The 14,194-nt window shown below is 67.8% G+C and carries 5 protein-coding genes and 1 tRNA gene; 5 read left to right on the top strand and 1 reads right to left on the bottom strand.

Going from position 1 to position 14,194, the window contains the following annotated elements; genetic code table 11:
- Positions 1-151 precede the first annotated feature (151 nt).
- From NS4_RS18370 to NS4_RS18360, 3 genes are all read left to right on the top strand, one after another.
- A complete protein-coding gene (locus tag NS4_RS18370) occupies positions 152-1,213 on the top strand; it encodes a pyridoxal phosphate-dependent aminotransferase (RefSeq protein ID WP_063060748.1) in 1,062 nt (353 codons plus the stop codon).
- Positions 1,210-2,250, top strand: coding sequence for a 2-hydroxyacid dehydrogenase (locus NS4_RS18365; RefSeq protein WP_063060747.1), 1,041 nt, complete (start codon positions 1,210-1,212; stop codon positions 2,248-2,250). Before NS4_RS18370 ends, NS4_RS18365 begins: the two co-directional genes overlap by 4 nt.
- A 111-nt stretch (positions 2,251-2,361) precedes the next feature.
- A complete protein-coding gene (locus NS4_RS18360) occupies positions 2,362-3,429 on the top strand; it encodes a fatty acid desaturase family protein (protein WP_218020365.1) in 1,068 nt (355 codons plus the stop codon).
- A gap of 509 nt (positions 3,430-3,938) precedes the next feature.
- Here NS4_RS18360 and NS4_RS18355 read toward each other — a convergent pair.
- A tRNA-Leu gene (locus tag NS4_RS18355) sits at positions 3,939-4,020 on the bottom strand.
- A 388-nt stretch (positions 4,021-4,408) separates the two neighbouring features.
- On the opposite strand from NS4_RS18355, the gene NS4_RS18350 reads away from it, so the two are divergent.
- Both NS4_RS18350 and acpS read left to right on the top strand, forming a co-directional pair.
- Positions 4,409-13,744 (top strand): type I polyketide synthase, encoded by a 9,336-nt coding sequence (locus NS4_RS18350; RefSeq protein WP_063060745.1) that lies wholly within the window; start codon positions 4,409-4,411, stop codon positions 13,742-13,744.
- 11 nt (positions 13,745-13,755) lie between these two features.
- The gene (acpS, locus tag NS4_RS18345) at positions 13,756-14,193 is read left to right on the top strand and encodes a holo-ACP synthase AcpS (RefSeq protein WP_030525523.1); all 438 of its coding nucleotides are present in this window, start codon (positions 13,756-13,758) and stop codon (positions 14,191-14,193) included.
- The last annotated feature ends 1 nt before the right edge of the window (position 14,194 follow it).

Genomic DNA, 14,194 nt, shown 5'->3' with positions numbered 1-14,194 from the left:
TACAAATATGAAAGGTCAACCGAGGGTGACAAGCATCCGGCCGCGAATTTCACATTCTCCCGATTCGCCTGCGCGAACAACCAGCACCACGTATGAGCGTCGTAGTCTCGATCAAGCCATAAATTTGTCGGATGCCCATTGCCGGCAACCTATGACTGCTACGCAGGTCGACATCGTCGAACGCTTTCCGGAGCTCTTCTACGAAGCCCGGAATCGGACCCAGACCGAGTTGGAAGAGGATTTTATCGGCGCCTTCATGGGCTTGGCCGGCGAGCCGATGCACCAGGATTTTTCCAGGTATATGCTCTCGTACTCCGCATCATCCGCGATAACAATGGTGGTAAGCCATTGCGCTCGTGCAGGCAAGCGCGTCGCGTTGATCGAGCCGGTCTTCGACAATATTTCGTCCATTTTGCTCCGCGAAAACGTGGATATCGTACCGCTGACGGAACAGGATTGTACGGTCGAACGAATTCCTGTGGCGCTGGCTCGGCTCGAGCCTGCGGTCGTGTGGCTCGTATCGCCCAACAATCCCACCGGATGGATGCTGTCCGAGGCCGAGTTCAGAACGCTGGTCCAGTATTGTGCCGACCGCGGTTGCACTCTTGTTCTGGACACGTCCTTCAGATTTTTCTGTCCTGCGCCGGCGGATTGGTCGCAGTATGAAATATTGGAGGAGTCAGGAGTTTCGTATATTGTGCTCGAGGATACGGGTAAGACGTGGTCGACCAGTGAGATAAAGGTCGGCCTGGCGGTGTGTAGTCAAGACATGTACGCAGACATGTACCGACTGCACGATGATCTATTGCAGAGCGTTTCTCCTTTTCATCTACGAGTGCTGACAGAGTTTATTCAGGACAGCTCGAAGAACGGCTTCGAGGAGAGTATCCTACCTTCGGTGACGAAGAATCGGGCTATCCTCCGATCGATCCTGTCCGACGGAAATATCGAGTTCCTCACCGAGATGCGATCGCCTGTTTCGGTGGATTGGCTGCGTCTTCCGGAAGGAATGGATTGTGAGGTCTTCGTCCACGCCGCGATCCAGGAGGGTGTTCATATTCTACCCGGAACGAACTTCTTCTGGCATCAGCCGGAGCGTGGCCGGAATCTCGTACGCGTTGCCCTGGCGCGCGATTCACAACTGATGCTGGAGGGTGCGCAGTTGCTACGAGACACCGAGATCCGGCTCGCCGAGGAAAGGCTGCGACGATGACGGCTCGATCGAGCCCTCATCGTGTCCTGCTCACCGGGGCCGATCCGCTACCGGCCGATGTCGAATGGCTGCGCCGACAGGATCTCGAGGTCGAAGTGTATGGCGGTGACCTGTCCGAATCGGAGTTGGCGCGGGCTCTGGTGGACAAGGACGCATACATTCTCGGTGGTGTGGAGCGTGCGACAGCCGCCGCGTTGTCCGCTGCCGACGACCTCAAGGTAATAGCCTTCACGGGTGCCGGGTACCACGCATACATCGACACCGACGCAGCCACCGCGGCGGGGATCGCGGTGACCAACGCGCCCGGCGCCAATGCGCGTGCGGTCGCGGAATTCGCGATCGGTCTCATGGTCGACGCCTGGCGTGGGATCACCGACCTTGCCATGGAAACGCAGGCCGGTCGATGGCACAAGACCACAGGACGCAACCTGTATGGGAGGACGCTGGGCATCGTCGGCATGGGTACCATCGGCGCTACTGTCGCCCGGATCGCGGCCAACGGCTTCGGAATGCGGGTGGTCTATGTGAGCCGAACAGCCAAACCGGAACTGGAGCGCGATATCGCCGCTCGCCGGGTCGATCTGGCCGAGCTGCTCGCCGAATCCGACGTCATCAGCCTGCACGTTACATACGGTCCGCAGACAGAGCGGATGATCGGCGAAACGCAGCTCGCTGCCGTGAAATCCGGTGCGGTACTGATCAACACTTCCGAGGCGGAGCTCGTGGATCCAGCGTCGTTGCGCTCCGCGTTGCTCGACGGTCGTCTCGCCGCCGCCGCAATGGATGGCTACTACATCGTGCCGGCACCGTCGGACCGCACCGATCCCCTCGGGTTGATGACATTGGGCAGCAGGCGGTTTCTGGTCACGCCGCACGCGGCCGGTGCGACCGAGGAGTCCTTCCGCGCGATACTCGCGGCCAACGCCGACTCCATCAAGAATGTTCTCGAAACCGGAGAAGACCCGAGAGTCGTCAACCCTGCCTACCGTGACAACGCCAGTTGGCAGCCGGTACGGCGGAGGCCATCGATTCTGTGAGCAACGGCCAGGCTCTGTGGCCCTGCCCTCGGTTACCGCACGCCGAGCCGGTCACACGACCCACCCGCAACGAACTCGCCAGCGGCGGCGAGCCGCAGTAAGGAGGCAATGGTGATCGAGACAGAACAAAGCGATGACATAAATCCGCTGCCAGGCCGCGTACCTCGCTACAGGTTCGATTCCGAGATCGACGGTGAGGTCAGAAAACTTCGAAAGCTCGACAATTGGCATGGGCCGTTGGCGTTGATCGGCGACTGGGTGGTCATCGCGATCGTTGTCCTCGTCTGTGAGCAGCTTTCGGGGTGGCTGTGGTGGGTCTTCTATCTCACTGTCGCGCTGACTGTGATCGCAACCAGGCAGCGTGCGCTCGGGACCCTGGTTCATGAATCCGTGCACGGGACGTTGGCCCGGCACCCCCGTCTGAACCGGTTCTTGGGAACGTGGTTCTCGGGGTACGTGATCCTCCAACCCTACGACGCGTTCCGGCGGAGCCATATGCGAGATCATCATGGCAGTTTCGGAGATGTGCGCAGAGATCCCGACTTCCGGGCACATCTCGCCGCCGGCTTGTACAAGCCGCAATCCGGTGCAGGGTTCGTGCGGCGTCACATGCTGCTGCCGCTACTGGGTACGAAGACGACAGCCATCGTGAAAGAGTTGCAGCTCTCCGGTTCCTGGAACAAGGCACTTCCTGGTCTGGGAGTGTTGTGCTATCTGGGTGCGCTCGGTCTGCTCTGCTGGGCGACCGGATACGGAAGCCAATTCTTGCTCTATTGGATCGTGCCTCTGCTGATCGTATTCCCCATGATCAATTGGTACATGGCATTGCTGGAGCATTTTCCTCTCGTCGGAAATGGTGATACCGATGTGAGGACCACTCGTCACCGTGCGCTGGGACCGCTTTCCTATCATTTCCTGGGTATGCACAACGAGGGGTATCACCTGGACCACCATCTCTCGCCCATGATTCCGTACTGGAATCTGCCGAAGATTCATGAGATTCATATGCGCGACTCCGTCTTCGCCAGCACAATCGAAGAAACCGCGCCGAAGTCCCGCACTTTCGTCTGGCAATTCAAGGATATTGTTCGTGACGTTGCGGAGGGCAAGACCAGTGCGCGGCTGGGCGAATTCGTCGACATCGAACTCATCGACCGGATGGATAGTCGACGAAACTAGTGCACCGGTCTCGGTCGCATTGGATGACGGTTGCGTCTCGGCGGCCCCCGTTCGTCCTCGGCATACCCGAGCTGCATTTTCGGGGCCGGGTGGCCGTGCGAGTGTGCGGATCACCGGTCCGTCGCCGAGCACGTCCATATCGGCGTCGTCGACGATGACCACCGAGATCTGGCCGGCCACCCGCCGCATCCGGGACGCGACGGGTTGTCGGTGCGGTCATCGGCGCCGAAGGCGGGTCGTCGACGGGTATACGGCCGATGGACGGTCCTGCACGAGTCGGTCGTCAGCCGCACGACCTACCGATGCCACCCGCAGTAGGGGCGTCATCGGTGCGCCGGCGTCGGCAGCGTGGACGGGCCAGGTGCAGGGCTCCGCGGCGCGCTCGAGAAAGCGGCCGATCCGAGGCTGCCCGGCCCCGAGGTGACTTACACCTGATGGGTCGTGGACCGGGTGGTCCCTCGTCGGGGTACTCCCACAACGCTTCGCGTCACGAATGACACGAAGCGAAGTGCGCGAGGGGGGACTTGAACCCCCACGTCCGTGGACACCAGAACCTAAATCTGGCGCGTCTGCCAATTTCGCCACTCGCGCTTGATGGTACGACCGTCCAAACTCTACCGGTCCCTCGGCGGATCGCGAAGACGCGGGCCGGTGTTTTGTACTCGCCGGTAACCCCACCTGGGATTATAACGATTCGGTAACCGGCAATATGAGGAGTGCTCACGTTTCGCGGGGGTAAGGACCGGCCCTCACCAGCGGGTTCAAACATGAGGGAGGTTCATGTTTGCGTCGATTCTGGTACAGGGGTGCATGAATACCGATCGGTAGGCGACGCACGGGCAGGCAAACGTGAGGGTTCCCTCATGATTTTGTGCCATTCTCGCTGAGAGCAGGCCGACGGGCATGGACTGCCCGCGCGCGGACTGGGAGCCGGGGAAGTCTCCGAAGACATGTCGCCACGAGAGAAAGTCGAAGCGTCTTGACGATCAACGAGAGCACTGCGTCCGGGGCCGGACACCGGGTGGACGCCGCCGCAGGCAGGACCGTGAGCGAGACGAATCGCACGCCGTTGCTGGACCGGTTGCGGGAAGGAACCCCCTACGCGCTCGCCTTCGGTGGGCAGGGCGCCAGCTGGCTGGGCGAACTGGCCGAGATCGGCCGCGACGCCGCACTGGAACCCGAACTCACCGCATTGGTCAACGAGGCGGCCGCGCTGCTGGGTCCCGTCGCGGACCAGCTGCTGGTGGTGCGCCCGGTGGGATTCGACCCCGTCGCCTGGATGCTGGAGGACGATCTCGCCGACGAGGACACCGACACCTCGGACGCGCCGCCGGAGCGGGTGCTGCGTTCGGCCGCCGTATCGATGCCGGGTGTCCTGCTGACCCAGCTCGCCGCGCTGCGGGCACTGCGGTTGCAGGGGCTGGACCCGGCCGAGACCGTACCGGTCGCGGTGGTGGGCCATTCGCAGGGGCTGCTGGCGGCCGCTGCGGTACAGACCGCCGGGGAGCGGGACGCGGAGATCCTCGCCATCGCTCAGCTGGTCGGCGCGGCGGCGGGACTGGTCGCGCGGCGGCGCGGCCTGATGCCGGTGGGCGATCAGTCTTCGATGGTCGCGGTCTCCAACGTCGACCCGGACGAACTGCGGGCTGTGCTCGCCGAGGTCGGCGCGGGTGTGGACCCGATGGCGGCCGCGGTGCTGTCGATCCGTAACGGGCGGCGCCGGGTGGTGCTGTCAGGTACCCCCGATCAGCTGCGCCGGGTGCAGCAGCGTTGCGCGCAGCTGCATGCCGAACAGGACCGTGAGCGGTCGGCCAAGCAGCGCGGCGGTGCGGTGTTCGCGCCGGTCTTCGAGGACCTCGACGTCGATGTCGCGTTCCACCATCCGGCGCTCGCCGACACGGTCGAACTGGTCGCCGGGTGGGCCGGGCAGTGCGGGCTCGATACCGAACTCGCCGGGCAGCTCGCCCGCGACATCCTGGTCGAGCCGGTCGACTGGGTCGCGACCGTGGACGAAGTGGTCGGCACCGGCGCCGAATGGATCCTGGACCTCGGCCCCGGCGACCTGCTCTCCCGCGTCAGCGGTGGTTCGCTCAAGGGCACCGGTGTCGGCATGATCGCGGCGGCCACCCGGGCCGGTCAGCGCAGTCTGCTGACCCCGGGCGCCACGCCGGAGGTCGCGCAGCCGTGGACCGCCTTCGCGCCGCGCCCGGTGCGGCTGCCGAACGGGCGCATCGTGGTGGAGACCGCGTTCACCAAGCTCACCGGACGTTCGCCGATTCTGCTGGCGGGTATGACCCCGACCACGGTGGACGCGAAGATCGTCGCGGCCGCGGCCAACGCGGGGCACTGGGCGGAACTGGCCGGTGGCGGCCAGGTGACCGAGCAGATCTTCGCCGACCGAGTGGCGGATCTGCAGGAATTGCTGCACCCCGGACGGCAGGTGCAGTTCAACTCGCTGTTCCTGGATCCGTACCTGTGGAAGCTGCAGCTGGGCGGTAAACGACTGGTTCAGCGGTCCCGCGCGGCGGGCGCTCCGTTCGACGGTGTGATCGTGACCGCCGGTATCCCGGAGCTCGAGGAAGCCGTCGCGCTGATCGAGGAACTGACCGAGGCCGGGATCAGCCACGTCGCCTTCAAACCGGGCACGGTCGCGCAGATCCGCGCGGTACTGCGGATCGCCGACGCCGTGCCGGACTACCCGGTGATCATGCACATCGAGGGCGGTAAGGCCGGTGGGCACCACTCTTGGGAGGACCTGGACGATCTCCTCCTCGAAACCTATGCCGAACTGCGTACCCACGGAAACGTCGTGGTCTGCGTCGGCGGTGGCATCGGGACCCCGGAGCGGGCGACCGAGTACCTGACCGGCGCCTGGTCGGCGCCGCACGGTTACCCGGCCATGCCGCTGGACGGTGTGCTGGTGGGTACCGCGGCGATGGCCACGCTGGAGGCCACCACCGCGCCCGAGGTGAAACAGCTGCTGGTCGATACCCCCGGCACCCCGGACTGGGTGGGCGCGGGCACCGCGAGCGGCGGCATGGCCTCGGGCCGCAGCCAGCTGGGCGCCGATATCCACGAGATCGACAATGCCGCCTCGCGCACCGGTCGCCTGCTCGACGAGGTCGCCGGTGACGCCGAGGCGGTGGCGCAGCGCCGCGCCGAGATCATCGAGGCGCTGAACGCGACCGCCAAGCCCTACTTCGGCGATATCGCGGCCATGACCTACCTCGCCTGGCTCGAGCGCTACGTGGATCTGGCGATCGGTCAGGAGCGCCGCCAGGACTTCGACTGCGGCACCGATCTCGGTGACGCGATCACCGCGGCCACCCGGTCGGTGTGGCTGGACATCAGCTGGCGCGACCGGTTCGCCGAGATGCTGCGCCGCGCCGAGGCCCGCCTCGCCCCGGCCGATCGCGGCGAGATCGACTCGCTGTTCCGCGACGAGGATCTGGAAGACCCCGCTGCCGCGCTCGCGGCCCTGCGGGAGCATTACCCGGCGGCGGGGCAGACCCTGCTGCACCCGGCGGATGTGCCGTTCTTCATCACCCTGTGCAAGACGCCGGGTAAACCGGTCAACTTCGTCCCGGTGGTCGATCAGGATGTGCGGCGCTGGTGGCGTTCGGATTCGCTGTGGCAGGCCCACGATCCGCGGTACTCCGCCGATCAAGTCTGCGTGATTCCGGGAACTGTCGCCGTCGCCGGGATCACCCGGGTCGACGAGCCCGTGGGCGAACTGCTGGACCGGTTCGAGCAGGACACCGCCTACAAGCTGGTCCGTGATGGTCTGGCGCCGATCGCAGTGGACGCCCGCCGGGTCGCCGCGGTGACCAGCGGGCCCATCGATGTGGTGCTGGCCGCGCCGGACGTGCACTGGTCGGGCCGGGCGACCGTGAACCCGGTGCACCGGCTCGGCGACCTGCACGAGTGGACCGTGGACGAGAAGGGCGCGGTGCACCCGCCGACCGGAGCCACTCTGGTCGAGACCGAGGGCCCTGAGCCCGAACACAATTACGTGGAGCTGACCGTCCCGCTGTACGCCGGACATGTGGTGCGTATCCGCATCACGGTGCCGGTGACGGTCTACAACGGCGGTGCGCCGGTGGTCACCGAAGCCGATGCCGACGCGGCCATGTCCGCGTTGCTGGGGGTGGCCGCCGGCCAGGCACTGCCGGAGGTGAAGGGCAGTGTCGCGCACCTGAATCTGGCCTGGTCGCCGGATCTGGTCGCTGATCACGCCGGCGTCACCGGCGCCGGGCTGCCGGCGGAGCTGAGCACGCTGGGCCGCACGGTGCCCGATGTGCTGGTGGGCGCCTGCTGGCCGGCGGTGTTCGGCGTGCTGGGCGCGGCGCGGACCTCGGCCGATACCAGCGTGATCGAAGGCATGCTGGATCTGGTGCATCTGGACCACCGGATCGAGCTGCTGCGCGAGCTTCCCGGCGAGACCAGCATTCTCGTGGTGCGGGCCGAATCCGGTGCGGTCGTCGACACCGACCTCGGCCGGGTGGTCGAGGTGGATGTCACCGTCGGTGAGATGCGGGACCAGGGCCTGGACGTGGTGCCGCTGGCCCGCCTGACCGAACGTTTCGCCATCCGTGGCCGCACCGGCGCGGGCGAACTGACCGATCCGCCGCGGGCCGCGGGCACCGTGAGCGCCGATGCCACCGAGACCCCGCGCCGCCGGCGCCGGGACGTCACCATGGTGGCGCCCCGGAGCATGGCCGCGTTCGCCGCGGTCTCCGGTGACCACAACCCCATCCACACCAGCGATGCCGCCGCGAAACTCGCCGGCCTGGGCAGCCCGATCGTGCACGGTATGTGGCTGTCGGCCGCCGCGCAGCACGCGGTGTCGGCGGTGGACCCGCAGGCCTCGGTGCCGGCGCGCACCCTGACCGCGTGGACCACCCGGTTCCTGGGCATGGTCCGGCCGGGCGCCGAGATCGATGTGCGGGTGGAACGGATCGCGGTCGACGGCGGCGACGAGATCCTCGAGGTCTCCTGCCGCGCCGCCGGCGATCTGGTGATGACCGCGACCGGTCGCACCGCCGCGCCGAAGACGGTGTACGCGTTCCCGGGCCAGGGCATCCAGCGCAAGGGGATGGGCCTGGACGCGCGGTCGCGCTCCAAGGCCGCCAAGGCCATCTGGGACCGGGCCGACAAGCACACGCGGGAGGCGCTGGGCTTCTCCATCCTGGCCGTGGTGCGGGACAACCCGACCTACCTGAAGGCGCGCGGGGTCGAGCATCGGCACCCGGACGGTGTCCTGCACCTGACCCAGTTCACCCAGGTCGCCATGGCGACCCTCGGTGTCGCCCAGGTCGCGGAACTCCGCGAGGCCGGTGCGTTCGTGGAGGGCGCGCTGCTGGCCGGGCATTCGGTCGGTGAGTACAACGCCCTGGCCGCCGTGGCCGGTGTGCTGCCGCTCGAGGCCGTCCTCGAGGTAGTGTTCCAGCGTGGTTCGGCCATGCACGAGTTGGTGCCGCGGGATGCGCAGGGACGCAGCGACTACCGGATGGCCGCCATCCGGCCCTCGCAGATCGGCCTGCCCGACGACGAGGTCGTCGGCTTCGTCTCCGGTGTCGGTGAGCAGGTCGGGGAATTCCTCGAAGTGGTGAACCTGAACCTGCGCGGTTCGCAGTACGCCATCGCGGGTACCGTCGCCGGTCTCGACGCCCTGGAAGCCGAGATCGAGCGCCGCCGGGCGGAATTCGGCGGTAAGCGCGCCTTCATCCTGGTGCCCGGTATCGATGTGCCGTTCCATTCCACGGTGCTGCGCAAGGGTGTGCCGGAGTTCCGGGGCAAGCTCGAGCAGCTGCTGCCCGAGGAACTGCAGCCGGAGGTGCTGGTCGGGCGCTATATCCCGAATCTGGTGCCGAAGCCGTTCTCGCTGGAGCGGGAGTTCGTCGCCGAGATCGCCGATCTGGTGCCCTCGGAGCCGCTCGCCGCCGTCCTCGCCGATTTCGATTCCTGGTCGCAGCGTCCCAGCGAACTGTGCCGCGTAGTGCTCATCGAACTGCTGGCCTGGCAGTTCGCCAGCCCGGTGCGCTGGATCGAGACCCAGGACCTGCTGTTCGGCGAGCTGGGTGTGGAGCGTTTCGTGGAGGTCGGTCTGGGTGCCACCCCGACGGTGGCGAACCTGGCGAGCCAGACCCTGAAGCTGCCCGATTTCGCCACCACCACGGTGGAGGTACTCAACATCGAGCGCGAGGCGGCGGTGGTGTACTCCACCGATACCGACCCCGCTCCGGTGGACGAGCCCGTGGAGGAGGTCGCCGAGGCGCCCGCCGCCGCGGCCGCTCCGGCTGCCGCGCCCGCCGCGCCCGCGGCCGCGACCGGTGGCCCGCGGCCCGACGACATCGCCTTCACCGCCGCCGACGCCACCCGCGTGCTGATCGCGCTGTGGACCAAGCTCCGGATCGACCAGATCGGCCCGGTCGACACCATCGAGGGCCTCTGCGACGGGGTGTCCTCGCGCCGTAACCAGCTGCTGGTCGACCTCGGGTCGGAACTGTCGCTCGGCGCGATCGACGGTGCGGCCGACGCCGATATGGGTGCGCTGTCGGCGACCGTGGAGCGGCTCGCCCGGACCTACAAGCCGTTCGGCTCGGTGCTCAGCGACGCGATCAACGATCATCTGCGCAAGGTGTTCGGACCCTCCGGTAAGCGGCCGGCCGCGATTGCCGAACGCGTGAAGAAGGTCTGGGAACTCGGTGAGGGCTGGGCCAGCCACATCACCGCCGAGGTCTCCCTCGGCACCCGCGAAGGCACCAGCGTGCGCGGTGGCGATCTGGGCGGCCTGGTCTCCGGGGCGCTGTCCGACGGCGCGTCCGTGGACGCCGCGATCGATGCCGCCGTCCAGGCGGTGGCGGCACGGCGCGGGGTGGCGGTCTCGCTGCCCGCGGCCGGCGGCTCCGGCGGCGGTACCGTCGACGCCGCGGCTCTCGGCGAGTTCACCGAGCAGATCACCGGTAAGGACGGGGTGCTGGCCTCGGCGGCCCGCCTGGTGCTCGAGCAGCTCGGACTCACCGAGCAGACCTCCGCGGCGGAGGCCACCGACGACGGACTCGTCGACCTGGTGTCGGCGGAACTGGGTTCGGACTGGCCGCGTCTGGTCGCCCCGGCGTTCGACGCCCGCAAGGCGGTACTCATCGACGACCGGTGGGCCACCGCGCGTGAGGATCTGGCCCGGCTGTGGCTGGGCGAGGATTCCGTGACCGCGCAGCTGCCGGTCGCCGGGTTCACCGGTGCCGGCGAAGCGGTGGCCGCGCAGGCCGACTGGTGGCGGCAGCGGGCCGTGGGCGAGGCGCGTTCGGTGCTGGCCGGTCACTACGAGCGGATCGCCGAGGCGGCGCGCAACACCACCGAAATCGGGGTGTGGTCCGACGAGGTCGCGGTGGTCACAGGCGCGAGCAAGGGCTCCATCGCCGCCGCGCTCGCCGGTCGGCTGCTCGGTGGCGGGGCGACCGTGGTGGTCACCACCTCGCGTCTGGACGATACGCGGCTCGGCTTCTACCGTGACCTCTACCGCGCCAACGCCCGGCACGGTGCGGCGCTGTGGGTGGTCCCGGCGAATATGGCCTCCTACACCGATATCGACGCCCTCATCGAGTGGGTCGGTACCGAGCAGGTCGACAATGCCGGTGGCGCCAAGATCAAGACCAAGGACGCGCTGACCCCCACCCTGCTGCTGCCGTTCGCGGCGCCGCGGGTCTCCGGCTACCTCTCCGACGCGGGTGCCCGCGCCGAAATGGAGATGCGGGTGCTGCTGTGGTCGGTCGAGCGGCTCATCGGTGGCCTGTCCACGCTGGGCGCCGACCACGATGTCGACGCGAAACTGCACGTGGTGCTGCCGGGTTCGCCCAACCGCGGCCTCTTCGGTGGTGACGGCGCCTACGGCGAGGCCAAGGCCGCGCTCGACGCCGTGGTCGCCAGGTGGCGGGCCGAGAAGACGTGGGCGGCCCGGGTCACCCTGGTGCACGCGCTGATCGGCTGGGTCCGGGGCACCGGGCTCATGGGCCACAACGATCCGATGGTGGACGCCGTCGAACAGGCCGGGGTGCAGACCTGGTCGACCGACGAGATCGCCGACGAACTGCTGAAGTGGGCGACCGAGGAGGCCCGTGCGGCCGCCGCGGCCGATCCGCAGCAGATCGACCTGACCGGCGGGCTGGCCGGTGCCGATCTGGACCTGGCGGCGCTGGCCAAGCAGGCGCAGGAAGCCGCGGACGCCGAGGAGGCCGACGAGGTGCAGGCCTCGGACGCGCCGCGGATCTCCGCGCTGCCCGCGCCGCCCGCGCTGACCTCCGCGCTGCCCGTCCCCGAATGGGGCACGGTGACAGCCGATCTCACCGATATGGTCGTCATCGTCGGTGCCGGTGAGCTCGGCCCGTACGGTTCGGCGCGGACCCGGTTCGAGATGGAGGTCTCCGACGAGCTGTCGGCCGGCGGTGTGCTGGAGCTGGCCTGGACCACCGGCATGGTGGCCTGGGAGAACGACCCGAAGCCGGGCTGGTATGACACCGAATCCGGGGACTACGTGCCGGAACACGAACTGGCGGAGCGGTACCACGACGCGGTCGTCGAGCGGTGCGGTATCCGCCGCTACGCCGACGACGGTGCCATGGTCGACAACAGCAGTCCGCTGATGACCTCGGTATTCCTGGACCAGGATCTGTCGTTCACAGTCGGCGGCGAAGCCGAGGCGCGTGCCTTCTACGCGGCCGCTCCCGAGCACACGGTGATCACCCCGGTCGCCGATTCCGGCGACTGGACCGTGACCCGCAAGGCCGGCACCGAGATCCGGGTGCCCCGCCGGGCGAACCTGTCGCGGACCGTGGGCGGCCAGATCCCGACCGGCTGGGATCCCACCGTCTGGGGTATCTCCCCGGATATGGCGTCCTCGATCGATCGGGTGGCGCTGTGGAATATCGCCTGCACCGTCGACGCGTTCGTCGGTTCCGGGTTCAGCCCATCGGAGCTGATGAGCTGGGTGCACCCGAGCCTGGTGGCCAACACCCAGGGCACCGGTATGGGCGGTATGTCGTCGATGCGTTCGCTCTACGTCGACAACCTGCTCGGCGAACCCCGGCCCAACGACATCCTGCAGGAGGCGCTGCCCAACGTGGCGCTGGCGCATGTCGTGCAGTCCTACGTCGGCAGCTACGGCGCCATGGTGCATCCGGTCGCGGCCTGCGCCACCGCCGCGGTGTCGGTGGAGGAAGGTGTCGACAAGATCAAGCTCGGTAAGGCCGAGGTGGTCGTGGCCGGTGGTTTCGACGATCTGGGTATCGAGGGCATCGTCGGCTTCGGCGATATGTCGGCCACCGCGGATTCGGCGGCCATGAGTGCCAAGGGCATCAGCGACCGCTACTTCTCCCGGGCCAACGACCGGCGTCGCGGCGGGTTCGTGGAATCGCAGGGTGGTGGCACCGTGCTGCTGGCCCGCGGCGACGTGGCGCTGGAAATGGGCCTGCCGGTCCTCGGTGTGGTCGCCTACGCCCAGTCCTACGCCGACGGCGTGCACACCTCGATCCCGGCGCCCGGCCTGGGCGCGCTCGGGGCGGGCCGGGGCGGCCGGGAATCCCGGTTCGCCGCCGAACTGCGCAAACTCGGTGTGGGCCCGGACGATATCGCGGTGGTGTCCAAGCACGACACCTCCACCGCGGCCAACGATCCGAACGAGTCCGAACTGCACGAGCGGCTGGCGGCGGCCATCGGCCGGTCCGACGGGGCGCCGTTGTTCGTGGTCTCGCAGAAGAGCCTCACCGGGCACGCCAAGGGTGGCGCGGCCGCGTTCCAGCTGATCGGCCTGTGCCAGGTGCTGGAAAACGGTGTGGTGCCGCCGAATCGGAGCCTGGACTGCGTCGACGACAAGATGGCGGAGTACCCGCATCTGGTCTGGGTGCGCGAGGCGCTGCGCTTCGGTGACCGGTTCCCGCTCAAGGCGGGTCTGGTGACCTCGCTCGGCTTTGGGCATGTGTCCGGTCTGCTGGCGGTCGTCCATCCGGAGGCGTTCGTCCAGGCGATCGAACCGGCCCGGCGAGCGGAGTACCAGCGGCGGGCGCAGGAACGCCTGCTGGCGGGCCGGCAGCGGATCGTCGAGGCGATGTGCGGTGGCGCGGCGCTCTACGAGCGTCCGGCCGATCGGCGCCTCGGCGGCGACGGCACCCCGGCGGCGAAGATCCGCGGTCTCGAGGCCGAGGTGCTGCTGTCCGAGGACGCCCGGCTCGGTACCGGCGGGGTCTACCAGGTCGACGGAGCCGGTTGCGAGACCGGGCGGTTCGTCGGTGGCGGTGCCGACGTCGCCGGTACTGCGTAGGCTGCGCCACTGTGACCATCCTCGGAATCGGCTTGGACCTGGTGACCATCTCCGAGTTCGCCGAACAGTTGGACCGTGCCGGAACGACCATGCTCAGGGAGAGTTTCACCGCCGGTGAGCGGCGCTACTGCCAGAGCAAGGCCACCGATCCGGCCCGTAGTTACGCGGCGCGGTGGGCGGCGAAGGAGGCGGTGCTCAAGGCCTGGGCATCGTCGCGCTTCGCCCGCCGCCCGCAGATCGGGGACAACCCGTACCCGTTGATAGAGGTCGTCAATGACGCCTGGGGCCGGCCGAGCATCAAACTGCACGGCCTGGCCGCGGAATTCCTGCCGCGGGTGCGGGTGCACCTGTCGCTCACCCACGACGGTGACACGGCGGCCGCGATGGTGGTGCTGGAGGACCCGGGCGAACTGGCCGACCTGATCGAGGGCCGGTCACCGGAGAACTGAT

The sequence above is a fragment of the Nocardia sienata NBRC 100364 genome (assembly GCF_001613205.1).
GTDB lineage: Bacteria > Actinomycetota > Actinomycetes > Mycobacteriales > Mycobacteriaceae > Nocardia > Nocardia sienata.
This window is presented reverse-complemented; position numbering and strand designations above follow the sequence as displayed.

Excerpts from the sequence above, each read along its gene's own strand:
- NS4_RS18370 (WP_063060748.1), top strand. The coding sequence starts at position 152 with ATGACTGCTACGCAGGTCGACATCGTCGAACGCTTTCCGGAGCTCTTC.
- NS4_RS18365 (WP_063060747.1), top strand. The coding sequence starts at position 1,210 with ATGACGGCTCGATCGAGCCCTCATCGTGTCCTGCTCACCGGGGCCGAT.